Below are 25,472 nucleotides of genomic sequence, written 5' to 3' on the forward strand. Positions count from 1 at the left end.
GGCGCGCGAAGTCGGACTGTGGGAGCACAGACCGCTCGATCAGTGTACGGCCTCCTCGCCGAACGCCCTAACCGCCCCTGCCACACGGCGGCCGCGCGTGCAAGGGTTTTGCGGGATCTGTGGACAAAGCGCATTCGATCCACATTCTCGCCCACTGCCCGATCATCGACCCGGACGTGCGGGATCGTTCATCCATGACGAAGTTCGGGGCGCTTCTGCGGGCGCTCACGGCGACGGCCACGGCGTCCACGCTGCTGACCGCCGCGGCGCTCGTCGCCCCGCCCGCCGATGCCGCGCCGAGCGGCGACTTCGACTGGCCGCTGCACCCACGACCGCGGGTGGTCCGGGCGTTCGACAACCCCGAGCACGACTGGCTTCCCGGCCATCGCGGCGTGGATCTGGGTGGCGTGCCCGACGAGGCCGTCCTGTCGGCAGGTGCGGGTGTGGTGGTGTTCGCCGGCACGGTGGCCGGCAAGCCCGTCGTCTCCGTCGACCACCCGGGTGGGCTCCGCACCACGTACGAACCGGTGACCGCCCGGGTCACCCCCGGGCAGCGCGTGGGGCGCGGGACCGTCGTCGGCACGCTCGAACCCGGGCACCCGGGCTGCATCGCACCCGTCGCCGCGTGCCTGCACTGGGGTCTTCGCCGCGACCGCGAATACCTCGACCCGCTCGGACTCGTCCGCGTGACTCCGGTACGGCTCGAACCCGTCGGCGGCTAGCGCCACTCTGCGACGGCGTGCCTGCCTGCCGACTCCGGGAAGTCGTCCGCGACCATCGCCGCGAGTTCGACGAACGCCTTCCGCGTCGCTGGGCGCAGCAGATCCAGATCCACCACCGAACCCTCGGCGAGGTGCTCGTCGAACGGCACCACCTTCACGGCCCGGCACCGGAGCAGGAAGTGATTGGTCAGTTCCGTCATGTCGATCGTGCTCGAGCCGGGCCGGGCGGCGCTGATCACGACGACCGTCCGCGAGACCAGGTGCCCGTAACCGTGGTGCTGCAACCAGTCCAGCGTGGCGGCGGCACTGCGGGCGCCGTCTATTGCCGGCGAGCTCACCAGCACCAGGGAGTTGGCGAGTTGCAGAACACCGTTCATCGCCGAATGCATGATGCCGGTGCCGCAGTCGGTGAGGATGATGTTGTAGTACACCTGCAGGATGTCGATCACCCGCCGGTAGTCGTCCTCGCTGAACGCCTCGGAGATCGCCGGGTCCTGTTCGCTCGCGAGCACCTCGAGACGGCTCGGCGCCTGCGACGTGTGGGCCCGTACATCCGAGTAACGCCGGATGGTCGACTCCGCCGCGATGAGATCGCGGACGGTCGAATGCGTCTGCAGCGGCACGCGTTGCGCGAGTGTCCCGAAGTCGGGGTTGGCGTCGACGGCGATCACACAGTCGCCGCGCAGTGACGCGAACGTCGATCCCAGCCCGATCGTGGTCGTCGTCTTGCCGACGCCGCCCTTCAAGGACAGGAATGCAATTCGATAGTCCCCCTGGATCGGCTGCCGGATGCGGTCGAGCAGTGCCGCTTCGCGCGCCTCACCTGCCGACTCCCCCGGATTCACCGATCCGCCTGTGAGCCGGTGCAGTCCGCGCCGCCACCCTCGGCTCGGCGCCTTGCGTGCCCGTTCGAGGAGAGCATCCGCCACCAGATCCTGACTGGTCACCTGATGCCGGCTCGGCTCCGGGGCGGGACCGTCCCAGGATTGCTGCCCCCACGGATCTGCCGCGGTGTCGCCCACCGGGGCGCCGCCACCATCGTTCAGCCAGGACGGCTGCGGTCGAGTCAAGTCTTCGCGGTCCACTACTTCCCCCGGGATAGTGCAGAAATAACTGCAGATTCGTGGCGCGACGCTACCAAACCGAGTCAGGCCCGGGGATGCGCCTGATCGTGCACCGCGCGGAGCCTCGCGACGGACACGTGCGTGTAGAGCTGGGTGGTCGCGAGGCTCGCGTGCCCGAGGAGTTCCTGCACGACGCGCAGGTCCGCTCCGCCTTCGAGGAGGTGTGTCGCGGCCGTGTGGCGCAGGCCGTGCGGGCTCAGGTTCGGTGCGCCGGGGACCGCGGACAGGACCTCGTGGACGACGCTGCGCGCCTGCCGCTGGTCCAGACGCTTCCCTCGTTTGCCCAGGAGTAGCGCCTGCCCGGAACTGTCCGTCGCGACAGCGGGCCTGCCGACGTGCAACCAGAGGTCCACGGCGTCCGCGGCCGGTTTCCCATACGGCACGGAGCGCTCCTTGTCTCCCTTGCCGATCACACGCAGCAGCCACCGCTCGCGATCCACCGAACCGAGGTCGAGGCCGCACAGTTCCCCCACCCGTATTCCCGTCGCGTAGAGCAGTTCCACGATGAGACGGTCGCGCAGGGCGATCGGATCGTTCTGCTGCGCGCCCGATTCGGCGGCATCCATCACATCGGCCGCCTGCGACTGCCGCAGCACCGGGGGCAGCGTGCGGTGGGCCTTCGCGGCACCCAGCCGGGCGCCTGGATCGGTGGCGATACGCCGGGTCCGCAGCAGCCAGGCTGTGAAGTTGCGCACCGACGACGTCCGCCGGGCGAGGGTCGTCCGGGCGATGCCGGCCGCGGACTGGCCCGCGAGCCACGACCGCAGTACCTGGATGTCGAGCTCGCCGAGGTGTGCCTCCGGTGACGTCGACAACCAGTGCTGCAGCAGCGACTTCGCGTCCGCGACGTACGCCTTCACGGTGTGCTGCGATCGGCCGCGTTCGAGCCCGAGATGCCGCGCGTACTCCTCGAGTACCAGCTCCAACGGTGCCGGCAGGTCGCTGCTCATAAAGGCAACAGTCGACTCGGGCGGGAGATAAATCAAGCAGCCGCGCCGCTAGAGTTCTTTTGTGCCGCGAACGATCTCCATCCCGATGTTGTGTGTCCTGGCGTTACTGTCCGCGATCGCTCCCCTGGCCACCGACATGTATCTCCCCGGTCTCCCCCTGATGACGGAGAGCCTGAACACGTCCGCGCCGAGCGTGCAGCTGACGTTGACCACATTCATGGCCGGGCTCGGCATCGGTCAGCTCGTCGTGGGACCGCTGTCGGACGGCCTCGGGCGCCGGCGCCTGCTGATCGGCGCCACCGTCGTCACGACCCTCGCCGCGATGGCGTGCGCTCTCGCACCAACCGTCGAAACCCTCATCGCTGCACGCCTTTTCCAGGGTCTGAGCGGTGGCGCGGCGATCGTGCTCGCACGCGCCTGCATTGCCGACCGGGCCCGCGGAGACAGCGCTGCCCGGCTCTTCAGCATCATGATGATCATCGGCGGGGTCGCGCCGGTCGTCGCGCCGCTGATGGGCGGCGCCCTGCTCGGGCCGGTCGGCTGGCGAGGGATCTTCTGGGTTCTCACCGCCGCCGGTGTGGTGATGTTCGCGGGGGTGCTGATCCTGGTCCCGGAGACGCTTCCCGTGGAGAACCGGCACGGCGGCGGGCTCACTGCACTGGTCCGGAACCTGCGCTACGTCGTCGGCAACCGTGTCTATCTGGGTTACGCGTTCACGTTCATGTTCGGGTTCGTCGCGCTCTTCTCGTACATCTCCGCGTCCCCGTTCGTCGTGCAGAACGTCCTCGGGCTCAGCCCGGGGCAGTTCTCCATGGTGTTCGCGGTGAACGCGGCGGGCATGGTGGGCGCCGCGATCGTCAACACGCGGCTCGTGGGCACATTCCATGCGCGGCAGCTGCTGGGTTTCGGGGTCACGCTGCTCCTGGCAGCGGGCGTCGTGCTGCTGCTCGCCGCGACGCTGATCGATTCGCCGCCCTGGTGGGCGATCCTGATTCCGCTGTTCGTCTCGGTGTCGAGCATCGGTTTCGTGATGGGCAACGCGACGGCGCTGGCTCAGGGCGAGGTGACCAGGGCGTCCGGCACCGGGTCTGCGCTCCTCGGTGCCGGCCAGTTCGGCCTCGCCGCGGTGGTCTCGCCGCTCGTCGGCATCGCCGGCCCCGACACCGCGGTTCCGATGGCCGTCGCGATCCCGTCGGCGGGCGCCGTGGCGATGCTGTCACTGCTGGTGCTGACGCGGCGGACGCACATCTCGTAGCGCGTCCGCCGCAGTGAGTCAGCGCGAGGCACCTTCGCTCGCGGCGAGCTCGGACTTCCACACCCGGAAGCCCTCCTCGGTGCGACCGCGACGCCAGTAACCGGAGATCGACGCGGCCGACGCGGGAACGCCCCGTTCCTTGCGCACGTAGGAGCGCAGGTTGTGCATGACGGCCTGCGCCTCACCGTGAATGAACACCTGCGCCGTTCCGGGCAGCCATGCGGTGTCGCGCACTGCCGCGACGAGGGGTGCGTTGTCCCCCGACGCCTCTTCCCCGATCCGGTCCGACGTGTCGCCGCGGTGGATCCACGTGACGTCGACGCCCGCGGGCGAGTCGAAGGCGATTTCGTCCTCGGGGCCGGCGACCTCGATGATCACCCGTCCGACCGCCGACGGGTCCAGCTTCTCGACGGACGCCGAGATGGCGGGGATTGCGGTCTCGTCGCCCGCGAGCAGGTACCAGTCGGCTGCCGGGTCCGGCGCGAACGCGCCTCCGGGGCCGCGCAGCCGGAGGACGTCGCCGGCCGCCGCGGACGCCGCCCACGGCCCGGCGACACCGGCGTCGCCGTGCACCACGAAGTCGATGGCGATCTCACGCTTCACCGGATCCACCGACCGGATCGTGTACGTGCGTAGGGCGGGCTCTTCGGGACTTCCGAATTCGAGTTTCGCGTACGCATCGGTGAAGGCATTGGGAACGAAGCTGTCGAATCCCGGGTCGCCGAGGAATACCCGCACCATGTGCGGGGTCAGCCATTCGGTCCGGAGCACGGTCAGCGTCGCAGTCGGCTTTGCCACAGGCATCTCTCCAATGAACTCAAGTTGGTTAGTGTTACCTAACTACGGTACAGGAGTGACTGCCGACGGCAGTCAGAGCGGAATCAGGTGGTGCTTCTGCTCGCCGCGGGCGGAGCGCTTGGCGTTTGTCGCGGAGCAACGTCAGCGCCCGCCGGATCTCGAGCCGGGTGGCGGACGGTTCGATCACCGCGTCGATGTAGCCGCGCTCGGCGGCCGAATACGGTGTCGCGACGTTCTCGTTGTAGGCGTCGACGAGTTGCTGCCCCATCGCGTCCTGTTCCACGCCTGGCGGCTTCGAGCTCGCGGTGGCAGAGGAGACTGATCGCCGCCTCGGCGCCCATGACCGCGATGCGTGCGGTCGGTGTGTCGATGACGAACGCGAGGGGAATCTCGTAGGCGTTGCAGATCCGCACGAAGCGGGCCGCATTGTCTGCGCCGACCTGATCCAGTGCCCCACTGAGGAATTGCGGCTGGTTGGCCACGACTCCGACGGATCGCCCGTCCACCCGGGAGAATCCGGTGATCACGTTCGGTGCCGTCTGCGCGGCGAGTTCGTGAAAGTCACCGTCGTCGCAAATGTTCAGCAGCAGGTCGTGCATGTCGTAGGCGGCGTTGTCGGCGTCCGGCATGAACTCGTTCAACGCCAGATCGTTGTCGGTGATCTCGGGTTCGAGGCCCGGGTTCACGATCGGCGCTTCTTCGTGCCTGCTGGCCGGGAGGAAGCCGAGATACTCCCGCACCCACGCGAACGCCGCCTCTTCGCTCGGCGCGACGTGGTGGACGTTCCCTCCTCGAGACGCACCCTCGAGTGGACTGCACTCGCGGCGCGCCGGTAGTTGCCTCACCGGAGACCGTACGTGCACCGACCCGGCGCTGCATCGGTGAACCGACTGGAGGCGCTGTGAGGAGGTAGTAGCTCCGCTACGAGCCGGAAGCGATCAACAGGCTCAACACCTGCGCGACGAAGTTCCGCCACAAGTCCTCGGCTGACCCCATATCTCACTCCTTCGTGTGGTTGTGAGGTGCGTTCTACGAAAGTTTCTACCCCAACATGTCGTCGATGGGTCGCTTCGACTCGCACTTCGGACTTCCGAGCACGATGAAGTGCGCGCCGGGCGGACTCTCGATGGGATCGGCCTCAGGTGTCACCTCTGCCGTGACCATCCGGTGTCGTCTGATCCGACGAAGCCCTCCATCTCCAATAACGGCAGCACGGCCCGAACCTGCTCCACCGCGACGCCGGACAGTTCGGACAACTCCCGGACCCCACGCGGCCCGACCGCAGGCAACGCCTCGTACACCAGCAGGGCAGCACCGGACAGCGCATCGAGATCGCGGACCACGTCGAGGCCTTCCCGCAGCCCGATCGGCCCGGCTTCCTCCACCACGTCACCGGCATTCGCGACCAACCGCGCCTCCCCTTCCCGAATCATCCGATTGCATCCCATCGACGACGCCGACGTCACCGGCCCCGGTACCGCCATCACCGGACGCCCCAGTTTGCGGGCCCAACTCGCCGTGTTCCGCGCGCCACTGCGCCACCCCGCCTCCACCACGACCAGCCCGTCGGACAGGCTCGCCACCAAACGATTCCTCGCCAGAAACCGATGCTTCGCCGGTGTCGTGCCCGGCGCGTACTCACTGATCACCGCACCGTTCTGCGCGATCTGCCGCAGCATGCGCGCATGCCCCGCCGGGTACGCACGATCCACACCACACGCCAGCACCGCGACCGTCAGCCCCCCGACACCCAACGCCGCACGATGCGCGGCACCATCGACCCCGAACGCCGCACCCGACACGATCGTCCACCCGTCGGCGGCGAGATCACCGGAAATCTCCGCAGTCACGTGCTCGCCGTATCCACTCGCCGCCCGCGTCCCCACGATCGAGATCGCCCGATCGGTCAATTCGGCCACCGGCCGCGAACCGAGCACCCACAACGCCAACGGCGGGCCCTCGTCCCGCGACCGGGACAGATTCCCGAAACCGAGAAACCGCCACTGCGGCCACTCGTCGTCGTCCGGCGTCACGAGCCGGCCACCCATCCCCGCCACCAGTTCGAGATCGTGTGCGGCGGTATCCACATGTGCCCGGGCAATCGTGCGCTCCCCCAGCATCTCCGACAGGTCCCGCTCCCGCACGGCACGCGCAGCCTCCTCCGGACCCACCTCCTCCACGAGCCGCGACAGCGCCGGGCACGGCCCCTGAACCACCTTCGACAGATACGCCCACGCCAACCGCCGCGGATCCTGAACCCCACTCGGATCGCTTGCACCACTCCGACTTTCCACCGTCACTGAAAGCTCCGATCACGAAATCCCAACGCGGTGACCACCTGCTCCGGGCCCGGCATGTCGAGCCCCGCCAGATCGCCCACCGTCCAGGCCACACGCAACGCCCGATCGGCGCCTCGGGCCGTGATCAGTCCCTTCCGCAGCGCTCGCTCCACCGGCGCCAGCGCGGGCCGCGCCAACCGGAACTTCTGCCGCAGGGCCGGTCCGGGCACCTCCGCGTTGGTGCGCCACCCGTAGTCGCTCCACCGCTCGCCGGCGGCGGCCCGCGCCTCGGCCACCCGCTGCCGGACGTCCTCGGTGCTCTCACCGACCTCGTCGATGAACGCCCCGGTCGCGACGGCCTGCATCCGCACCCGCAGATCCACCCGATCCATCAACGGTCCCGACAGCTTCCCGAGGTAGCGTCGCCGGGCGGTCGGCGCGCACACGCAGTCGGCCTCCCGCGCGGGCGCGCACGGGCAGGGATTGGCCGCGAGGATCAGCTGGAAGCGCGCCGGATAGCGGGCGACCCCGTCCCGGCGCGCGATACGCACCTCCCCGTCCTCGAGCGGGGTCCGCAGGGCTTCGAGGACCTTGGTTCCGATCTCGGCGCACTCGTCGAGAAACAGCACCCCACGGTGGGCGCGACTGACGGCGCCGGGCTTCGCGACACCGCTTCCGCCGCCGACGAGCGCGCTCACGGACGCGGTGTGGTGCGGTGCGATGAACGGCGGCACGTCGATGAGGGGACGCTCGGGCGGCAGGAGCCCGGCCACGGAGTGGATGGCAGTCACCTCGAGCGATTCACTCTCGGTCAGCGGGGGCAGAACGCCGGGAAGTCGTTGCGCCAGCATCGTCTTCCCCACGCCGGGTGGGCCGGTGAGCATCAGGTGGTGCGCTCCCGCCGCCGCCACCTCGATGGCCCAGCGCGCCTCGGCCTGACCCACCACCTCACTCAGATCGGCGCGCACCGGTTGCGCGACCCACTGGGCCGGCTCCGGGTACTCGAGATCGCGCTCCTCCCGCAGCCACGCGATCGCCGCCCTCAGATCGTGCGCGCCGAGCACCTCGACACCACCGACGAGTCCCGCCTCGGGCAGCGACTGCACCGGGACCACCACCGTCGCCCACCCCGCATTCTTCGCCGCGAGCACCGCGGGCAGGATCCCGCGCACCGACCGGAGCCGCCCGTCCAGCGCCAGTTCTCCGAGCAGAACGGTCTCGCGCAGCCGCTGCCGCTTCACCTGCTTGGCCGCGTCCAGCACGGCAGCGACGAGCGCGAGATCGTAGACCGACCCGACCTTCGGCAGCGTCGCCGGCGACAACGCGAGGATCACCTTCGAATCCGGCCACTCCTCGCCCGAATTCGCCACGGCAGCCCTGATCCGGTCCCGAGCCTCCTGCAGCGCAGTGTCCGGCAGCCCGACCAGATGCACCGCGGGTAGCCCGCGGCCGATATCGGCCTCGATCTCGACCAGTTGACCGTCGACCCCGGTCACCGCCACCGAATGTGCTCGCCCCAGTGCCATCAGAACGCATCCCGGACGTGTTCGATCTGGGGCTGCGGACCGTGCCCGATCATGATCGCGACCACGTCGAACCGCACCCGCGACCAGTGCCGGCCCGAGTCCCGCAGCCACTCCACGGCCAACAGGCGGATCCTGCGCTGTTTCGAGAACGTCACCGCTTCGGCCGGGCTGCCGTATCCCAGGCCGCGCCGTGTCTTCACCTCCACGAACACGAGCCAGTCTCCCTCTGCTGCAATGAGATCGACTTCCCCGTATCGGGATCGCCAGTTTCGGTCGACGATCTCCATGCCCGCCTCGGTGAGATACCGGGCGGCCAGATCCTCCCCATGTGCTCCAAGCGCGAGATTGTGCGCCACAGCAGCCTCCACCCCGTCCCCCGGCGGCCCACCGATGCGAACCGCGCCTCTCGCACCACCGTGCCCGACCCGATTCCGGGAAGAGGCACTCGAACTGGGCGAACGAACTGGGCTGTGCATGAAGTGCACGTTGTGGACAACTCGGCACTCCGCGGCCCGCGATCACCCCATAGGCCCAGGCCAGGGCTGTCAAGCCTGAAATCGGACAGTCAGCCGAGCGCAGGCATCCATCGGCGCGCGAGAGCCGCCACCCAGTCGGCGGCCTCACCGGGATCCCCGGGTGGCGACTCGACGAGGACGAGTTCGTCGACTCCCGCATCGACCAGCGACTCGACGTCGGAGGGGTCCACCTCCCGGAGGGCGACGGCGAGGCGCAACTCCTCGGCGTCGCGCCCCGCGTCCCGGCACAGTGCGTGGATCGTCCGGATCCGTTCGGTGACGGCGTCGACGCCGTCCAGGTTGAACCCGTACCAGCCGTCGCCCCACGCCGCGACCCGGCGGAGCGCGGCGTCGCTGTTGCCCCCGAGCACGACCGGAATCCGGCGATCGCGCACGGGTTTCGGATTGACCCGCACCGAGTCGACACGGACGAACTCACCCTCGAACGTCGCGACGTCGTCACGCCACAGCGAGCGCATCGCCGCGACGTACTCGGCCGCCCGCGCGCCACGGCCTTCGAACGGAATGCCGAGCGCAGCGAATTCTTCCCTGGACCAGCCGATCCCCACGCCGAGCGTCAGCCGGCCACCACTCATCAGATCCAACGTGGCCGCCTGCTTGGCCATGAGGACGGGATTGTGTTCGGGCAGCAGCAGCACACCGGTGGCGACGCCGATAGTGTGGGTGGCAGCGGCGGCGAAGCTCAGCCCGATCATCGGGTCGAGCCAATCCGCGACGGCGGGGACCGCGATCCGGCCGTCGTCCGCGTACGGATACCGCGACTCCGACCGGTCCACCATCACGACGTGCTCGCCGGCCCACAGCGTGGCGAATCCGCTGTTCTCGGCGGCAACCGCGACCGAGTCGATCACCGCGCGACGAGCGCCGGTGCCGATCCCGAGTGCGTGCAACCCGAGGCGCATCGGCTGATCGTCTCACAGTTGCCCGGCCCACGTGACTCGCTTCCGGCACGCTCCTATCCGCGGACGTCGAGGCTGCGGGCGTAGTGCTCCTTGAACACCTCGAGATGCGTCCAGGTCTCCAGGGCCCTCACTCCGTCGATCGTCCGGATGTGCTCGGCGAGAGAGTAGAGGTCACCCGACGAATCGGCGGCGACCGTTCCGATCAGGTCGAATCGGCCGAGTGTGCGCGCCAGGAACTCGATACCCGGCAGAGCCTCGATCTGCGCGCACGCCTCCCGGTCCCGCGATCCGAGGCTGACGCCGATGCCCATGGCGAGTGTTCTGCCGCCGCCGCGGCGCTTCACGACGGCTCCGACGCGCAACGCGGTGCTGTCGATCAGATGGTTCACTCGATTCCGCGCCGCACTGGGCGAGAGCCCGGTGCGTTCGGCCAGTTCCAGAAACGGCATCCGCCCGTTCCTTTCCAGCAACTCGATGAGCGCGACGTCTTTCGCGTCCAGTCGAACATCGGCGCGCAATGCGCTCTTGGGCATGAAGATTCCCTTGATGACATCGGCGTAGAACAGCGTGTTGACGGTGCGGACACCGGGTTCCGCACGGATCGCGGCGATGGCGTCGTAGAGGTCCTGCTGGCTGGGGACGCGCAGCTCGGCGATGATGTTGTACTGCCCGCTCACCGCGGAAATGTAGACGGCCGCCTCCGACGCGCAGAGCGCCTCGGCCACGGGACCCACCGGACCCGACACGGCGACGGACACGTGAGCCATCGCCTTGAGGCCCAGCAACTCGGGATGGGCGACGGCAACGACGCTCACCGTGCCGGTGTCGAGCAGCGTCTGCACGCGCGTGGACACCGCGGCACGGGGTGCGCCCACGGTCGCGGCGAGCTCCCGATAAGTCGCACGACCATTCGACTGCAACGCCGCGATGAGCTTGGAATCCAGTTCGACACTCATGATGCCCCGAGATTGCTCGATTTCTTTCTGCACTCCCGACAGAGAAGAAGAATCGCACACATTGCCAGATTCTGCGAATCGGTGCGAATCTGCTCGAAAAGCTGAACACATTTGTCGTGTACCGCTTGGTCCGGAATTTTGATGTATTGCGCAGCCGCTGGTCAGGGCGTAATTTTCCCTCCCAGCCGAACGTGACCCACACCACCATCGTGAAGGATCCCCATGCGCACGCTGTTTCACCACGAGGCGTCCCCCCTCGACGCCACCGCCACCGTCTTCACCGGTGGCACGCTCCGCACCGTGGACGCAGACACCGAGGGCGCCGAGGCCTTCCTCGTCTTCGGTAACCGGTTCGCCGCCGTCGGCACCGTTGCGGAATGCCGTGAGGAAGCGCGGAGGATCGGCAACCGGACCACGGACGTCATCGATCTCGCCGGGGCGACCGTCGTGCCCGGGTTCGTCGATCCGCACGCTCACCCCCTGATGTACGGCCAGATGCTCAGCTGGGTGGACTGCGGCCCCGGGAAGGCGCGCACCATCCCCGAGATCGTCGCTCTGCTGCAGGAAGCGGCCCGGAACCAGCCTTCCGGGATCCCGGTGCGCGGGTACGGCTACGAGCACCGCAACCTCGTCGAGGGCCGTCATCCCACGAAGGAAGAACTCGATCAGGTCGGTACCGACCGCGAGGTGTACCTGATGAACGCGAGCGGCCACGGCGGCGTCGTCAACACATTCACCCTCGAATTCCACGGCGTCACCCGCGACACCCCGAATCCGCGCGGCGGCGAGTTCTTCCGCGACGCGGACGGTGAACTGACCGGCGAACTGTCCGACGCCGCCTGCAACATCCTCACCGGTGTGAACGGCGTCAAGGTCGGTCACCACGGCCCGAACTTCCACCTCGAGGACGAACCGGAGGAACATCTGCGGCAGCTCTCCGTGGCGCAGGAGAAGTTCCTCGAGGGCGGCGTCACCACGATCGGCGACTGCCAGGTGACGCGGCGCGAGTTCGACATGTACCTGCGCCTGGCGGAGCAGGGCCGGCTCGAGACCCGGGTAAGCATGTACCTGCTCAGCCACTTGCTCGATCACGCGCTCGACACTGGATTGCACGGCGCGTTCGGCAACTCACGTCTCGCGTTCGGCGGGATCAAGTTCTACGCCGACGGCACTCTCGGCGGCTGGACCGCGTATTTCCCGGACGGGTACGTGGGCGACCCGTGCCGGACCGGACAGCTCTATCACGAGCCCACCGACTATGCGGCGCTGATCGCGAAGGCGCACGCCGTCGGCCTGCAGACTGCGACACACGCGCAGTCGCCGACCGCGATCGACATGGTCCTCGACGCGATCGACGCCGCGCAGAAGGCGCATCCCGACGCCGACGCCCGTCACCGCATCGAGCACTGCGGGTTGCCGACCCCCGAGCAGATCACTCGGATGCACTCACTCGGGGTGTACCCCGTCAACCAGCCGCAGCACTACTACAACTGGGGCGAGGGCGTCACCGCGGCCATCGGCACCCCGGGTGAGCGGTTCAATCCCCTGGGCGAATTCGTCGAAGCCGACGTGCCGGTCACGATCAGTTCCGACGCGCCGGTCGCCGAGCCGAAGCCTCTCGAGGCCATCCAGGCCGCGGTCACCCGCATCACCCGGCAGGGACATCAACTCGGCTCGAACGCGTTGCGACTGACAGCAGCCCAGGCCCTCACCGCGCACACGCTGAACGGGGCCCGCGCGCTCGGGCGCGAATCCGAACTCGGCAGCATCTCCCCCGGCAAGCGCGCCGATTTCGTGGTCCTCGGCGCCGACCCTCTCACCGTCGACCCGAACACCATCGCCGAAATCGAGGTCCGTGAAACCTGGATCGACGGCGAATTGGCGCATTCCACTCGCAGCGACCTATTCTCGACCACCGCAACCACCGAGGATCAGTCATGAGCCACGACACTCAGATCGCGAAGGCCCGCAAGGCGGGTTTCGCGGCCTTCGTCGGCACCACCATCGAGTGGTACGACTTCTACGTGTACGCCACGGCGGCGGCCCTGGTGTTCGGGGAGATCTTCTTCCCGTCCGACACCGACCGCCTGACGGGCATCGCCGCCGCGTTCGCCACCTACGCGGTGGGCTTCTTCGCCCGCCCACTCGGTGGCATCGTCTTCGGACACGTCGGCGACCGGATCGGCAGGCGGACGGCACTCGTCGTGACGCTCACCCTGATGGGCGCGGGCACGTTCCTGATCGGTGCGCTGCCGACGTACGCGCAGATCGGATTCTGGGCGCCGCTGCTGCTGGTCATTCTGCGGTTCGTGCAGGGCTTCGCGGTGGGCGGCGAGTGGGGCGGGGCCGTGCTGATGGCCGTCGAACACGCGCCCGAGGACAAGAAGACCTTCTACGGCGGATTCGCACAGTTGGGTAACCCCGCGGGCGCGCTGCTCGCCACCGGGTTCTTCAGCGTCCTCTCGACCTTCAGCGACGACGCCCTGCGGGACTGGGCGTGGCGCCTGCCGTTCCTGTGCTCGGCGCTGCTGATCGGCGTGGGGCTGCTGGTGCGTCTGAAGGTGGAGGAATCCCCCGTCTTCGAATCCGAGGTGCAGACGGCAACCGTCCCCGAGGCGCTGCCACTGAAGTACGCCATCGTCACGAACTGGCGCCCGATTCTGCTCGGCATGGGCATCCTGCCCGTCGCGGTGGGTGGCTACTACCTGGTGACGACGTTCATCACGGCCTACGCCACCGACCCGGACGTCGGACTGTCCGAGACACTCGTCCTCAACGCGCTCAGCGTCGCCGCCGTGGTGGAGTTGATCGCCACCCTCGCAGTGGCGTGGCTCGGTGACAAGGTCGGCCGGATCCGCGTGGTGATATACGGACTGCTGGCCGTCGCGGTGCTCGCGGCACCGCAGTTCCTGGTCCTGACATCCGGCTCGGTGGTCCTGATCTTCCTGACCTTCGCCGTCATGCGACTCGTCCTGGCCGCGACATACGGTCCGATCGCCGCAGTGTTGTCGCAGATGTTCCGGCCGCAGGCCCGGTACACCAGCATCTCCCTCGCCTACCAGGGGGCGGGTGCACTCTTCGGTGGGCTGTCGCCGTTGGTCTCGACCCTCATGTACCAGGCCACCGGCAGCGTGTGGCCGGTGATCGGGCTCCTGATCGGAATGTGCGCGGTCAGCATCCTCTGCCTGCTCGCGGCACCACAGCACGTCGATCACGTGGACGGCGAGTCCGTGAGCGACCTCGGCGCCGCCCGGACGCCGGCCTCGAACTGAACACCCCGTGACTCGGAGGGGCCGGTGCAGCATGGGCAGCACCGGCCCCTTCTCCTGTCAGGTGGGCTCGCCGTCCGAATCTGCCGGAGAGACGGCGACGGTCGTCGAGGTGAGTCCGGCGTCGTCGAGGGCGCGCTCGGTGAGCGCACGACCCAGTTCGATCATCTCGGCGGCGCGATGGAAATCGAGACTGCGGCAGGCGTTCCGAGGCACGCGAACCTGCACGTCCGGCGGGTACGCGGCGAGCTGGTATCGAGCCAGCGTCGCCTGCATCACGTCGAGCGAGCGGTTCATCACCGCGAACCGGCTGAACTTCGGGACAGCCACCGCATCGTCCTCGACCACCGTCTGACCGTCGATCGCCTGGCCGTCCGGCTCGTCCGACGGATCCGGATCGGTCTGCGCGGCGCCGAACCGTCCGACGACCGACCGCACGATGTCCAGGTCGCGCAGCTGCGCAGCGCTCCGGCGGAAACGTGTCATCCACTCGTCCACGGGCCGCGAGTCCGCGCTGACGTTCTCCGGTGCCAGAGAGCGACCGTCCCGATCCTCGGCGCCCAGGCTGATCCCGACGGTCAGGTCGGCGCTCACCGAGACGAGCGGGGCCATCGGCAGCGGGTCGAGCACCCCGCCGTCGGCGAGGACGCGGCCGTTGAGTACATACGGCGTGATGACGCCGGGAATCGCGATCGACGCACGGATGGCCGCGTCGACGGGTCCTCGCTGGAACCACACCGACCGGCCTGCAGCGAGATCCGTGGCCACCGCCGTATACGGAATGGGAAGGTCTTCGATGCGGATCTCGCCGAGAATCTCCCTGACCCGTTGCAGGATCTTCTCGGCATGGATGGCACCGGGCGCGGACACGGACAGATCGAGAAGCCGCACGACGTCGAGCTGGGTCAGGCTGATCGCCCACCGGGTGAAATCGTCGAGCTTTCCCGCGGCGTGGAGGCCACCCACGAGGGCACCCATCGACGAGCCCGCGACACCGACGATCTCGAATCCGCGCTCCTCGAGTACCTGGATCGCCCCGATGTGGGCGTACCCTCGTGCGCCGCCGCTACCCAGAGCCAGCGCGACGCGCCTCCGTCCGGTCATCGAACGATCCTACGCGGACGAGGACGTCGCCCGTCAGGACAGACCGTTGTCCGGGAGCCGCAGGTCCGGCTTGTCGAGCTCCTCGATGTTCACGTCCTTGAACGTGATGACGCGGACATACTTCACGAAGCGCGCGGGACGGTACATGTCCCACACCCATGCATCGGACATACGCAGTTCGAAGTAGATCTCCCCGTCCGCGTTGTGCGGCAGCAACTCCACCGAGTTGGCCAGATAGAACCGGCGCTCGGTCTCCACGACATAGGAGAACTGACCGACGATGTCCCGATACTCGCGGTAGAGCGACAGCTCCATCTCGGTTTCGTACTTCTCGAGATCCTCGGCACTCATCGGTCTCGGAGTCCTCCTGCTCTGGTGTGAATTGTCATCATCTCGCACTTCCGGAACTGTTATCCACCCGGTGTATCAACGCCGCGACGTTCGACCACGAGCGGCGGTGCTCCGGGCACGGGCCCAGCTCCTCGAGTGCCGCAAGGTGCGCGGGCGTGTTGTAGCCCTTGTGGATCGCGAAACCGTAACCGGGATGTGCCTCGTCCATCGCGACCATCACCCGGTCACGAGACACCTTGGCCAGCACACTCGCCGCCGCGATGCATGCCGCCGCGGCGTCGCCGCCGATCACCGGCAGCGACGGGGCCGGGAGCCCCGGGACGCGGAAGCCGTCTGTGAGAACGTAACCCGGGGTGGTCGAGAGGCCGGCGACGGCACGTCGCATGCCCTCGATGTTGGCCACGTGGACACCCATGCGGTCGACTTCCTCGGCCGGGAAAGACACGACGCTCCACGCCACTGCCAGCCGGGTGATGGCCGGGAACAGCTCTTCACGCGTGCGTTCGGTGAGTTTCTTCGAATCGTCGAGGCGCGCCAGTGCCGGATACGGCTTCGGTGCGAGCACGCAGGCCGCCACGACGAGCGGGCCTGCACACGCACCCCGGCCCGCCTCGTCGACACCGGCCACCGGCCCGAGGCCGCTCCGGACCAGGGCCGACTCCATCGTCCGCAGACCGGACGACCTGCGAATGACGATGCGTGGAGGCCAGGAAGTCACTTGCCCTGGATATCGGGTGAGCTGATCGTGCCCATCCGCGCCGGCGGCAACGCGATGAAGACCGCCTTACCGATCACGTTGTCGAGCGGGATGGTGCCTTGCATGTCGTCGCCCACGTGGTACCGCGAGTCCGCGGAGTTGCTGCGGTTGTCGCCCATCACCCACAGGTGGCCGTCCGGGACGGTGACCGGACCGAAGCAGCGTGCCGACTTCAACGCGGTGTCGCAGGCCTGCGAGCCGGGGACGAACGGGAAGTCCATGACGACGTAGGGCTCGTCGAGCGGTGTGCCGTCGACCAGGATGCGGCCCTGGTCGTCGCAGCATTCGACGGTCTGACCGCCGGTGGCGATCACCCGCTTGACGAGGTCGTTCTCGTCCGGGGGGACGAGTCCGACGAGGGAACCGAGTTCCTGCGCACCGCGGATCACCACGTTGGAGGACCGGGTGGAGACGAAATCCTGCGACCACGAATCGGGGCCTCGGAACACGATGACGTCACCCGGTTGCGGTTCACCGAAGCGGTAACCGATCTTCTCGACCACGATGCGGTCGCCGGTGCAGCCCGCGCACCCGTGCAGCGTCGGTTCCATCGATTCGGACGGAATGAGATACACCCGGGCGACGAACGTCTGCAACAGGAAACTCAGAACGAGCGCGACCAGAATCAGGATCGGCAACTCGCGGAAGAAGGAGCGGGGCTTCTTCTCGGGCTCCGCCGTACCGCCGTTCACGGCGGAGGTGGCGGCCGAATCGCCGGTGGTCTCGGATTCCGACGACAATGCCCGCTCCTTCGAAGAATCTGTCACGAAGTCAGATTAGCCCGGCACTGCGAGTACGCAGTGCCGGGCTCATCGGAAAGGTCAGCGCTTTTCCTTGATCTTGGCGGCCTTGCCACGCAGATCGCGGAGGTAGTACAGCTTGGCGCGCCGGACGTCACCGCGGGTGACGACCTCGATCTGCGCCAGGTTCGGGCTGTGGACCGGGAAGGTGCGCTCGACGCCGACACCGAAGGAGACCTTGCGGACGGTGAAGGTCTCGCGGACGCCGCCGCCCTGACGGCGGATCACGACGCCCTTGAAGACCTGCACGCGCTCCTTCGAGCCTTCGATGACCTTGACGTGCACGTTGAGGGTGTCGCCGGGACGGAACTCGGGAATGTCGTCGCGGAGGGACTTCTTGTCCAGGAAATCGAGAGTGTTCATCGGTGTTCCATCCTTGCGTTTTCGCAGGAGCAGAGGAACCGAGCGGCACCCGGACGTTCGGAGAACACCGGTGCTCGTCTGGTTCGTGCCCAGATCAAGTATTGCTGCCTGGTCCAGGCAACCCGTCCATTGTGCCAGACGCCACCGGGTGAAGAGAAATCGGCGGTGGCGCCGCATGCACCACATGGTCGAGTTCCACCTCCGCCGCCACCCTGGCATGCTCCGCGGCTTCCTTCACGTGCTCCGCGCTGGGCGTCCCCGCGATGAAGTCCTGCACGAAGATCTTGGCCCGGATGACCGGCCGACGCCATTTTCGCTCCCGTTCGAGTGCGCGGAGCATCCGCTTCGGCTTGGAGGTGTACCGCCACCGCGCCCACGGCGCGCTCGGCCGGCTCAATCGGAGCGCCCCGATCAGCAGGATCGGGAAGATGAACAGGCCGAGCAGACCGGTCCAGATCTTCCCCTTCAGCAGCACCACCGCCGCGATGAGCAGGTTGATGACGGACGACACCCCGATCGCGACCCGCACCCACGGATCGGGCGAATCCCGGAAGTCGGTGACGTTGATCAGTTCGAGCGGCCGGAGTCCGAGGAGCAGCAGACCCGTCACCGCGATCGCCACGAACACGGCATCGACCGACGTCCGGCCCTCATCCGCCCAGTACACGTCCTGCAGGTAGAAGATCAGCGCGAATTCGTCCAGCACCAGCGCGGCGCCGATCCCGAAGAACGTGGCGAGGACGGCGCCGGTGGTCTGGGTGCCGTCCTCGTACACGGCGATGAGGGAAACTCCCGACACGAGCATCGTGACGACGCCGAACACCACGTGGTGGACGTGGTGCCCGCCGGGTTTCACATTGCCCGGCCACCACGACACCTCGGCGCGGATCATCCGCACGCTCAACCGGATGAACAGGAAAGCCGCGAGAAACCCGAGCAGGAAAAAGAGCAGAGGCAGCCGCCCGTGCCCGACGATTTCCCGATCCAGCCATTCGTACATCGGCATCCACTATCCCAGTAAAGAACTGGTCACTCCATCGAAAAGTGGTGGCTCGTGTCGGGATGGTGACCTGTTTACTTTCCGAATCCCGCCTTCCGCAGCGCGTCGGCCATCGAACCGCCGGGCGCCGTGCGGGAGTCACGCCCGCGATCGCGTCCACCCTGCTGCTGCGGCTTGCCGCCGCGCCGATCCTGCGGCTGCCCGCCACCGCGTCGGTCCGGCCGCTGCCCGCCGCCGCGGGGACCGTCGTTCTTGCGGCCGGCCCCGACCTCGTCGTCGAGCCGCAGCGTCAGCCCGATGCGCTGACGGGCCTCGTCCACCTCGAGGACCTTCACCTTCACGACGTCGCCCGACTTCACCACGTCCCGCGGGTCCTTGACGAAGTTGTGGGACATCGCGGACACGTGAACGAGGCCGTCCTGGTGGACGCCGACGTCGACGAACGCGCCGAACGCCGCCACGTTGGTGACGACACCCTCCAACGTCATCCCCGGCTTCAGGTGTGACACCTTCTCGATGCCGGCCGCGAACGTGGCCGTCTTGAACTCCGGGCGGGGGTCGCGGCCGGGCTTCTCGAGCTCACCGATGATGTCGGTGACCGTGGGCAGGCCGAACCGGTCGTCGACGAAGTCTGCCGGGTTCAGGCTGCGGAGCGCGGACGTGTTGCCGATGATCTCGCGCACGTCGGTGCCGCTGGCGCCGACGATCTTGCGCACCACCGGGTAGGCCTCGGGGTGAACGCTGGACGCGTCGAGCGGGTCGTCCCCGTTGGGGATGCGCAGGAAACCGGCGCACTGCTCGAACGCCTTCGGACCGAGTCTCGCGACATCCTTGAGCCCCTTGCGGCTGCGGAACGGGCCGTTCTGGTCCCGGTGCGCGACGATGCTCTCGGCCAGCGAACCTGCGATACCGGACACGCGGGACAGCAGCGGCACCGACGCGGTGTTCACGTCGACGCCGACCGCGTTCACCGCGTCCTCGACGACCGCGCCGAGCGACCGTGCGAGCAGCGTCTCCGACACGTCGTGCTGGTACTGCCCGACGCCGATCGACTTCGGGTCGATCTTCACCAGTTCGGCGAGAGGATCCTGCAGTCGGCGCGCGATGGAGACCGCTCCACGGATCGACACGTCGAGGTCGGGCAACTCCGCCGAGGCGTACGCGGACGCCGAGTACACGGACGCGCCGGCCTCGGACACCACGATCTTCGTCAGGTTGGTGGTGCCCGACTTGGCGATCAGCTCGGTCGCGAGTGCATCCGTCTCGCGGGAGGCGGTGCCGTTCCCGATGGCGATGAGCTCCACGCCGTGCTTGGCGACGAGACCGGCGAGGGTGGCCAGGGAGGCGTCCCATTTGTTCTGCGGCTGATGCGGGTAGATCGTGTCGTGGGCCACCACCTTGCCGGTGGCGTCCACGACCGCGACCTTCGTACCGGTCCGGAAACCGGGGTCGAGGCCCATCGTGGCGCGGGTACCGGCAGGCGCTGCCAGCAACAGGTCGCGCAGGTTGTTGGCGAACACGTCGACGGCGTCCTTCTCCGCCGACTGCCGCAGGCGCATCCGGGTGTCGATGCCCAGCGTGACGATCATCTTGGTGCGCCACGCCCACCGCACGGTGTCGAGCAGCCACCGGTCGGCGGGCCTGCCGCGGTCGGCGATGCCGAACCGGCCGGCGATCCGGCCCTCGTAGACGGTGGGCTCGCCGGGGACGGGCTCCTCCGTGTCGGGTGCCAGGGTGAGCGTGAGCACCTCTTCCTTCTCGCCGCGCAGCACCGCCAGGATGCGGTGGGACGGGAGCTTGCCGAACGGCTCGGAGAACTCGAAGTAGTCGGCGAACTTCGCGCCCTCGGTCTCCTTGCCCTTGCGGACCGCGGACACCAGCTGCCCACGGGTCCACATCAGCTCGCGGAGCTCACCCACCAGGTCCGCGTCTTCGGCGAAACGCTCGACGAGGATCGCGCGCGCACCCTCGAGCTGTTCGGCCGTGTAGGACGCCGGATCGGTGGAGGGATCGGTGATCAGCGCGTCGGCGACGGGCTCGTGCCCGGCTTCGCGGGCGATCTGCGCCTTCGTGCGGCGCTTCGGCTTGAACGGCAGGTAGATGTCCTCGAGGCGCGCCTTCGTGTCGGCGGTCATGATCTGCCCACGCAACTGGTCGTCGAGCTTGCCCTGCGAGTCGATCGACTCGAGCACGGCAACCCGGCGCTCGTCCAGTTCCCGCAGGTAACGCAGGCGTTCCTCGAGCTGGCGGAGCTGAGCGTCGTCGAGCGTTCCGGTGACTTCCTTGCGGTACCGGGCGATGAAGGGCACGGTGGCTCCACCGTCGAGGAGGTCCACGGCGGCCGCGACCTGTCCCTCCCGGACGTCGAGCTCCTCGGCAATGCGCTGGTTCACGGTCTTGAGAGTCACGGAAATGGACCCTACCGCTACCCTGAGACAATATCGTCGGCGGTGAGGCCGTCACGGAAATCTCGGGAGAATTTCATGTCCAGGCTGATCCGTTGCCTGACGGTCCTGGTCTTCCTGCTGGCTGCGCCGCCGGCCTGCACCATCCCGACCGAGACGAACTCCGTGGTCGACATCCCGGCGACGTCACCCGCCGTCGCGACCCCCGACCTCCTCCCTGCCGACGAACCGCCGGCGGGTGACGGCGTGACCGTGAGCCCCGAGCCGTTCCCGTCCGCGCGAGTCCCCGTCACCGCACCCCTCGCCGAACGCATCTCGGCGGCGGTCGCGACGGCGGCCACCGAGCGCGGCGCCGACGTGTCTATCGCCGTTCTGGACCGCGCCGCCGGCAGCTATCTGGAGGGCGCCGCCGCCGAACCGGTCGAAACGGCGTCGTTGGCCAAGCTGTTCATCGCCGCCCAGATGTACCACCTCGACGCGCTCGGTGAGCGGACACTGTCCGACTACGACCGTGTCCTCCTGAAGCGGATGCTCGAGGCGTCCGACGACGACGCGGCCAACACTCTCTGGGACGATCTGGGCGGCTCGGACGTCGTCGTCGACGTCGCCGGGCGGTACGGACTCGCCGCGACCACACCGCCCTGGGACGGGTTGTGGTGGAACACCGAGACGACCGCCGCCGACCTCGTGACGTTCTATGCCGGGCTTCTCGACGACCGTGACGGCCTGGGCCCGGGTCGCATCGCCGAGTTCGTCGACTACCTGCGGTCGTCGACACCCGAGGGCATCGACGGTTACGACCAGCGCTTCGGCATCCCCGACGGGTTGCCCGGCGAGAACGTCGTCGGGGTGAAACAGGGTTGGATGTGCTGTGTGGGCGATCGGTGGATCCACGTGTCGACGGGCCTGATCGGTGACGACAACCGCTACATCGTGGCCGTCGCGTCCCGCGAGGACATCCGGTACGAGGACGACGAGGAGTCGTACCCGGACACCGCGACCACAGATGTCACCGAGGATTCCAGCGCCCGGCATGCACGGGACACGATGACCGGATTCGTGAAGTCCCTGTTCCCCACCGGTGTCGTCGACGACTGGGCACATCCCCAGGGCTAGCGCCCGGGCAGGACCGGAAATCGGTTCAGGGCAACAGGTCCGGACGGCGTTCGGCCGTGCGTTGCAGCGACTGCTCGTGTCGCCACGCAGCCACCTTCGCGTGATCACCCGACAGCAGGACGGGCGGGACGTCGAGTCCGCGCCACGTCGCCGGCCGCGTGTAGCTGGGTCCTTCGAGGAGGCCGTCGGAAAACGAATCCTCTTGGTGCGACTGCTGATTGCCGAGCACTCCGGGGATCAGGCGCACGAACGCCTCGGTCATCACCAGCACGGCCGCCTCGCCCCCGATGAGGACGTAGTCGCCGATGCTCACCTCTTCGACGCGCACCCGGCGGGCGGCGTCGTCGAACACGCGCTGATCGATGCCTTCGTAACGTCCGCAGGCGAAGACGATGTGCTTCTCCCCCGCCCAGCGCTCGGCGGTGGCCTGCGTGAAAGGAACACCGGCCGGTGTGGGGACGACCAGCAGCGTGTCCGAGTCGCCGTCGCCCGCGGCGAGGACATCGTCCAGCGCGGGCCCCCACACCGTGGGTTTCATCACCATCCCCGGCCCGCCGCCGTACGGAGAATCGTCGACGGCCTTGTGGACGTCGTGCGTCCAGTCCCGCAGATCGTGCACGTCGACGGAGATGAGGCCCTTGTCGATGGCCTTGCCGAGCAACGCCGCTCGAAGCGGTTCGAGGTACTCGGGGAAGATGGTGACCACGTCGAGACGCATGGCTACCGACTCACTTCCCGTCGGCGGATTCACCGAAGTCGGGATCGAGCAACCCTTCCGGCGGATCGATCTCGACGACGCCGTCGGCGACGGACACGGACGTGACGATCGCGGCCACGAACGGGACGAGAAGTTCGCCGGACTGTTCGCCGGCCCGGCGGATCGAGAGCAATTCGCCTGCCGCGGAATGCAATACCTCGATGACGGTTCCCACCTCGGTGCCGTCCGCGAGGCGCACCGACAGTCCCTCGAGTTCGTGATCGTAGAATTCGTCAGGGTCGTCGGACGGCTCGAGTTCGGCGCTGTCGATGACGAACAGCGTGCCCCGCAGGGCATCCGCCGCGGTGCGGTCCGACACCCCTTCGAGGCGCAGCAGAAGCCGCCCGGAATGGTCCCGGGCGGCTTCCACCGTGTATGTGCTCACAGTCTGCTCGCGCGGCTTGTGCCCCCGCAGCACGGCACCGACGGCGAATCGATCCTCGGGTTCGTCGGTGCGAACCTCGACCACGACCTCACCCTTGATGCCGTGCGACTTGGCGACACGGCCGACGACGAGCTCCACTGCTGTAAGGCCTCTACTGATCGGTGTCGACGACGTCGACACGGATCCCGCGGCCACCGATACCGGAGACCAGCGTCCGCAGAGCGGTCGCGGTGCGGCCACCGCGACCGATGACCTTGCCGAGATCGTCAGGGTTGACGTGCACCTCGACAGTGCGCCCCCGACGCCCGGTGATCAGCTCGACACGAACGTCGTCGGGGTTGGCGACGATGCCACGAACGAGGTGCTCCACGGCATCGGCGACGACGGCACTCACTTGTCAGCAGCCTCGGACTCTGCAGCAGCCTCGGCGGGAGCGTCGGCAGCAGCCTCGGCGTCCTCGGCCTTCGCCTTCTTCTTCTTGGGCGTGATGGCCTCGCCGACGGGCTCGTTCTCGGCCTGCGCGAGCGCAGCCTGGAACAGCTCCAGCTTGGAGGGCTTGGCTTCCTTGACGCGGAGGGTGCCCTCGGCGCCCGGCAGGCCCTTGAACTTCTGCCAGTCACCGGTGATCTTGAGGATGGCCTCGACGGGCTCGGTGGGCTGGGCGCCGACGCCGAGCCAGTACTGAGCGCGCTCGGAATCGACCTCGATCAGCGAGGGCTCTTCCTTGGGGTGGTACTTCCCGATGGTCTCGATCGCACGGCCGTTGCGGCGGGTGCGGGAGTCGGCGACGACGATGCGGTACTGCGGGTTCCGGATCTTGCCGAGCCGGGTGAGCTTGATCTTGACAGCCACTGCTGTACTTCTCCTTCAGTGCGCACACGAGTGCCCACGTGTCACGTGCAATTCGGCGACGCGCAGGAATAGCGCGCCCGGTTTTGCCTCCAACCTGTGACCGCCGCGCGGTGCGTGACCGGATGCGACGAACAGCGGTTCATTCTGCCAGACGAACACCGTCAGGGGGAAACCAGGTCATCGGGTCTTGACGACGGTGCCCCGCAGCACCACGACATCGGGCGCGGCGAGGGCGTCGCTGCTCGCGCGCGGGTCGTTCCGGAATACCAGCAGATCCGCGGGCGCACCCGCTTCCACTCCCGGATGTCCGAGCCACGCGCGCGCGTCCCAGCATGCGGCGCCGAGCGCCTCGGACGGGGTCAGTCCGACCGCCTTCAGTTCCTCGACCTCGTCGGCGATGCGTCCGTGGACGATCGATCCGCCGGCGTCGGTGCCGGCGTAGATCGGGATCCCCGCGTCGTGCGCGGCACCGATGGTGTCCTTCACCCGCGAGTGCAGGTCACGCATGTGCGCGGCGTAGATCGGGAACCGCGAGGCGGACTCGGCGATGTCCGGGAACGTCGCGATGTTGATCAACGTCGGGACGAGGGCGGTTCCGTGCGAGACCATCAGCTCGATCGTCTCGTCGGTGAGCCCGGTGCCGTGCTCGATGCAGTCGATTCCGGCGTTGATCAGGCCCGGAAGCGCATCCTCGGCGAAGACGTGCGCGGTGACACGAGCCCCTTCGCGGTGCGCGGCCGCGATCGCCTCGACGAGGATGTCGTCGCTCCACAAGGGCGCCAGGTCGCCCGAGGAGCGGTCGATCCAGTCGCCGACGAGCTTGACCCATCCGTCGCCGGCCCGGGCCTGGCGCACCACCTCGTCCGGCAGTTGCGACTCGTCCTCCAGATCGACCGGGAGTCCGCGGATGTACCGCTTGGGCGCGGCGATGTGCTGCCCGGCGCGGATGATCCTCGGCAGGTCGGGGCGGTTGTCGACGAACCGGGTGTCGACCGGCGAACCCGCGTCACGGATCAGCAGGACCCCACAGTCGCGCTCGGTCTCCGCCTGCGCGATCAACCCTTCGACGCTCTCGCCGCCCCCACCGCCGAACCGGATGCCGACGTGGCAGTGAGCGTCGACGAGACCGGGCACGATCCATCCCGATTCACAGACGGTCTCGGCGCCGGGAACCGGTTCCGTCGAGATCACACCGCCGTCGACCCAGAACTCGACCGGCTGTTCGTCGGGCAGACCGGTCCCCCGGAAGTGCAGTGCAGCCATCG

25 protein-coding genes and 1 pseudogene are annotated in these 25,472 nt (G+C 68.1%); 5 read left to right on the forward strand and 21 right to left on the reverse strand.

Going from position 1 to position 25,472, the window contains the following annotated elements; genetic code table 11:
- Positions 1–119 precede the first annotated feature (119 nt).
- Positions 120–722, forward strand: a complete 603-nt coding sequence (locus tag HGB39_RS23935) for a M23 family metallopeptidase (protein ID WP_376744846.1) — start codon at positions 120–122, stop codon at positions 720–722.
- Here HGB39_RS23935 and HGB39_RS23940 read toward each other — a convergent pair.
- Positions 719–1,744 carry a MinD/ParA family ATP-binding protein gene (locus HGB39_RS23940; protein WP_005569351.1) on the reverse strand — a complete coding sequence of 342 codons (1,026 nt, stop codon included), beginning with the start codon at positions 1,742–1,744 and terminating at the stop codon, positions 719–721. The two genes, HGB39_RS23935 and HGB39_RS23940, sit on opposite strands and share 4 nt — an antisense overlap.
- 125 nt (positions 1,745–1,869) lie before the next feature.
- Complete coding sequence (locus HGB39_RS23945; protein ID WP_037204602.1) at positions 1,870–2,796, reverse strand: tyrosine recombinase XerC; 927 nt, start codon at positions 2,794–2,796, stop codon at positions 1,870–1,872.
- A gap of 85 nt (positions 2,797–2,881) precedes the next feature.
- Here HGB39_RS23945 and HGB39_RS23950 point away from each other — a divergent pair, with 85 nt between their 5' ends.
- Entirely contained in the window at positions 2,882–4,051 is a 1,170-nt protein-coding gene (locus tag HGB39_RS23950; RefSeq protein WP_005569354.1) for a multidrug effflux MFS transporter, read from the forward strand.
- Between the two features lie 18 nt (positions 4,052–4,069).
- Here HGB39_RS23950 and HGB39_RS23955 read toward each other — a convergent pair whose 3' ends face one another.
- The 7 genes and pseudogenes from HGB39_RS23955 to HGB39_RS23985 all read right to left on the reverse strand — a co-directional run bounded on the left by HGB39_RS23955 (position 4,070) and on the right by HGB39_RS23985 (position 11,048).
- Positions 4,070–4,849, reverse strand: a complete 780-nt coding sequence (locus tag HGB39_RS23955; protein WP_064080427.1) for a siderophore-interacting protein — start codon at positions 4,847–4,849, stop codon at positions 4,070–4,072.
- A 34-nt stretch (positions 4,850–4,883) separates the two neighbouring features.
- Positions 4,884–5,712: pseudogene (locus HGB39_RS23960) on the reverse strand (carboxyl transferase domain-containing protein).
- 282 nt (positions 5,713–5,994) lie between these two features.
- Positions 5,995–7,149 (reverse strand): DNA-processing protein DprA, encoded by a 1,155-nt coding sequence (gene dprA / locus HGB39_RS23965; protein WP_267204509.1) that lies wholly within the window; start codon positions 7,147–7,149, stop codon positions 5,995–5,997.
- Positions 7,146–8,654 (reverse strand): YifB family Mg chelatase-like AAA ATPase, encoded by a 1,509-nt coding sequence (locus HGB39_RS23970; RefSeq protein ID WP_005259360.1) that lies wholly within the window; start codon positions 8,652–8,654, stop codon positions 7,146–7,148. The genes dprA and HGB39_RS23970 overlap by 4 nt, the downstream gene beginning before the upstream one ends.
- Positions 8,654–9,010 (reverse strand): YraN family protein, encoded by a 357-nt coding sequence (locus HGB39_RS23975; protein WP_005259362.1) that lies wholly within the window; start codon positions 9,008–9,010, stop codon positions 8,654–8,656. Before HGB39_RS23975 ends, HGB39_RS23970 begins: the two co-directional genes overlap by 1 nt.
- Positions 9,011–9,219: 209 nt before the next feature.
- Positions 9,220–10,092, reverse strand: coding sequence for an LLM class F420-dependent oxidoreductase (locus tag HGB39_RS23980; protein WP_005571189.1), 873 nt, complete (start codon positions 10,090–10,092; stop codon positions 9,220–9,222).
- A gap of 53 nt (positions 10,093–10,145) precedes the next feature.
- Positions 10,146–11,048 (reverse strand): Lrp/AsnC family transcriptional regulator, encoded by a 903-nt coding sequence (locus HGB39_RS23985; protein WP_005571191.1) that lies wholly within the window; start codon positions 11,046–11,048, stop codon positions 10,146–10,148.
- A gap of 222 nt (positions 11,049–11,270) precedes the next feature.
- On the opposite strand from HGB39_RS23985, the gene HGB39_RS23990 reads away from it, so the two are divergent.
- Together HGB39_RS23990 and HGB39_RS23995 are read left to right on the forward strand one after the other, a co-directional pair.
- Positions 11,271–12,989, forward strand: a complete 1,719-nt coding sequence (locus HGB39_RS23990; protein ID WP_005571193.1) for an amidohydrolase — start codon at positions 11,271–11,273, stop codon at positions 12,987–12,989.
- Positions 12,986–14,320: an MFS transporter gene (locus tag HGB39_RS23995; protein WP_005571195.1), complete on the forward strand. Its 1,335-nt coding sequence runs from the start codon at positions 12,986–12,988 to the stop codon at positions 14,318–14,320. Before HGB39_RS23990 ends, HGB39_RS23995 begins: the two co-directional genes overlap by 4 nt.
- A gap of 57 nt (positions 14,321–14,377) precedes the next feature.
- Here HGB39_RS23995 and HGB39_RS24000 read toward each other — a convergent pair whose 3' ends face one another.
- The 7 genes from HGB39_RS24000 to HGB39_RS24030 all read right to left on the reverse strand — a co-directional run bounded on the left by HGB39_RS24000 (position 14,378) and on the right by HGB39_RS24030 (position 21,100).
- Entirely contained in the window at positions 14,378–15,421 is a 1,044-nt protein-coding gene (locus HGB39_RS24000) for a patatin-like phospholipase family protein (protein WP_005571198.1), read from the reverse strand.
- Between the two features lie 33 nt (positions 15,422–15,454).
- Positions 15,455–15,772, reverse strand: coding sequence for a DUF2469 domain-containing protein (locus HGB39_RS24005; protein ID WP_005240496.1), 318 nt, complete (start codon positions 15,770–15,772; stop codon positions 15,455–15,457).
- 37 nt (positions 15,773–15,809) lie between these two features.
- On the reverse strand, positions 15,810–16,490 hold the full coding sequence (locus HGB39_RS24010; RefSeq protein ID WP_043792350.1) for a ribonuclease HII: 681 nt from the start codon (positions 16,488–16,490) through the stop codon (positions 15,810–15,812).
- Positions 16,487–17,269, reverse strand: coding sequence for a signal peptidase I (lepB, locus tag HGB39_RS24015; RefSeq protein ID WP_005259374.1), 783 nt, complete (start codon positions 17,267–17,269; stop codon positions 16,487–16,489). The genes HGB39_RS24010 and lepB overlap by 4 nt, the downstream gene beginning before the upstream one ends.
- Positions 17,270–17,350: 81 nt before the next feature.
- Positions 17,351–17,692: a 50S ribosomal protein L19 gene (gene rplS / locus HGB39_RS24020; protein WP_005240490.1), complete on the reverse strand. Its 342-nt coding sequence runs from the start codon at positions 17,690–17,692 to the stop codon at positions 17,351–17,353.
- Positions 17,693–17,786: 94 nt separating this feature from the next.
- Positions 17,787–18,692, reverse strand: coding sequence for a hypothetical protein (locus HGB39_RS24025; RefSeq protein WP_005571203.1), 906 nt, complete (start codon positions 18,690–18,692; stop codon positions 17,787–17,789).
- A gap of 74 nt (positions 18,693–18,766) precedes the next feature.
- Positions 18,767–21,100 carry a Tex family protein gene (locus HGB39_RS24030; protein ID WP_169695603.1) on the reverse strand — a complete coding sequence of 778 codons (2,334 nt, stop codon included), beginning with the start codon at positions 21,098–21,100 and terminating at the stop codon, positions 18,767–18,769.
- Positions 21,101–21,175: 75 nt separating this feature from the next.
- On the opposite strand from HGB39_RS24030, the gene HGB39_RS24035 reads away from it, so the two are divergent.
- Positions 21,176–22,213 (forward strand): serine hydrolase, encoded by a 1,038-nt coding sequence (locus HGB39_RS24035; RefSeq protein ID WP_206031412.1) that lies wholly within the window; start codon positions 21,176–21,178, stop codon positions 22,211–22,213.
- A gap of 25 nt (positions 22,214–22,238) precedes the next feature.
- Here the strand turns inward: HGB39_RS24035 and trmD are convergent, their stop codons facing one another.
- The 5 genes from trmD to HGB39_RS24060 form a co-directional block, all read right to left on the reverse strand.
- Entirely contained in the window at positions 22,239–22,931 is a 693-nt protein-coding gene (gene trmD, locus HGB39_RS24040) for a tRNA (guanosine(37)-N1)-methyltransferase TrmD (RefSeq protein WP_005259386.1), read from the reverse strand.
- Between the two features lie 10 nt (positions 22,932–22,941).
- Positions 22,942–23,493, reverse strand: a complete 552-nt coding sequence (rimM, locus tag HGB39_RS24045; protein WP_005564862.1) for a ribosome maturation factor RimM — start codon at positions 23,491–23,493, stop codon at positions 22,942–22,944.
- Positions 23,494–23,506: 13 nt separating this feature from the next.
- Positions 23,507–23,749 carry an RNA-binding protein gene (locus HGB39_RS24050; protein WP_005240479.1) on the reverse strand — a complete coding sequence of 81 codons (243 nt, stop codon included), beginning with the start codon at positions 23,747–23,749 and terminating at the stop codon, positions 23,507–23,509.
- Positions 23,746–24,207 (reverse strand): 30S ribosomal protein S16, encoded by a 462-nt coding sequence (gene rpsP / locus HGB39_RS24055; RefSeq protein WP_005240477.1) that lies wholly within the window; start codon positions 24,205–24,207, stop codon positions 23,746–23,748. The genes HGB39_RS24050 and rpsP overlap by 4 nt, the downstream gene beginning before the upstream one ends.
- A gap of 177 nt (positions 24,208–24,384) precedes the next feature.
- Positions 24,385–25,470 (reverse strand): amidohydrolase family protein, encoded by a 1,086-nt coding sequence (locus HGB39_RS24060; RefSeq protein ID WP_005564861.1) that lies wholly within the window; start codon positions 25,468–25,470, stop codon positions 24,385–24,387.
- Between the last annotated feature and the right edge of the window lie 2 nt (positions 25,471–25,472).

This window comes from Rhodococcus opacus (assembly GCF_012396235.1).
GTDB classification, from domain to species: domain Bacteria; phylum Actinomycetota; class Actinomycetes; order Mycobacteriales; family Mycobacteriaceae; genus Rhodococcus_F; species Rhodococcus_F opacus.

Bases quoted from the DNA above. Each gene is read 5' to 3' on its own strand.
- HGB39_RS23945 (WP_037204602.1), bottom strand. From the start codon at position 2,796: ATGAGCAGCGACCTGCCGGCACCGTTGGAGCTGGTACTCGAGGAGTAC.
- HGB39_RS23950 (WP_005569354.1), top strand. From the start codon at position 2,882: ATGTTGTGTGTCCTGGCGTTACTGTCCGCGATCGCTCCCCTGGCCACC.
- HGB39_RS23970 (WP_005259360.1), bottom strand. From the start codon at position 8,654: ATGGCACTGGGGCGAGCACATTCGGTGGCGGTGACCGGGGTCGACGGT.
- HGB39_RS23980 (WP_005571189.1), bottom strand. From the start codon at position 10,092: ATGCGCCTCGGGTTGCACGCACTCGGGATCGGCACCGGCGCTCGTCGC.
- HGB39_RS23985 (WP_005571191.1), bottom strand. From the start codon at position 11,048: ATGAGTGTCGAACTGGATTCCAAGCTCATCGCGGCGTTGCAGTCGAAT.
- HGB39_RS23990 (WP_005571193.1), top strand. From the start codon at position 11,271: ATGCGCACGCTGTTTCACCACGAGGCGTCCCCCCTCGACGCCACCGCC.
- HGB39_RS23995 (WP_005571195.1), top strand. From the start codon at position 12,986: ATGAGCCACGACACTCAGATCGCGAAGGCCCGCAAGGCGGGTTTCGCG.
- HGB39_RS24000 (WP_005571198.1), bottom strand. From the start codon at position 15,421: ATGACCGGACGGAGGCGCGTCGCGCTGGCTCTGGGTAGCGGCGGCGCA.
- HGB39_RS24005 (WP_005240496.1), bottom strand. From the start codon at position 15,772: ATGAGTGCCGAGGATCTCGAGAAGTACGAAACCGAGATGGAGCTGTCG.
- rplS (WP_005240490.1), bottom strand. From the start codon at position 17,692: ATGAACACTCTCGATTTCCTGGACAAGAAGTCCCTCCGCGACGACATT.
- HGB39_RS24025 (WP_005571203.1), bottom strand. From the start codon at position 18,692: ATGTACGAATGGCTGGATCGGGAAATCGTCGGGCACGGGCGGCTGCCT.
- HGB39_RS24035 (WP_206031412.1), top strand. From the start codon at position 21,176: ATGTCCAGGCTGATCCGTTGCCTGACGGTCCTGGTCTTCCTGCTGGCT.
- trmD (WP_005259386.1), bottom strand. From the start codon at position 22,931: ATGCGTCTCGACGTGGTCACCATCTTCCCCGAGTACCTCGAACCGCTT.
- HGB39_RS24060 (WP_005564861.1), bottom strand. From the start codon at position 25,470: ATGGCTGCACTGCACTTCCGGGGGACCGGTCTGCCCGACGAACAGCCG.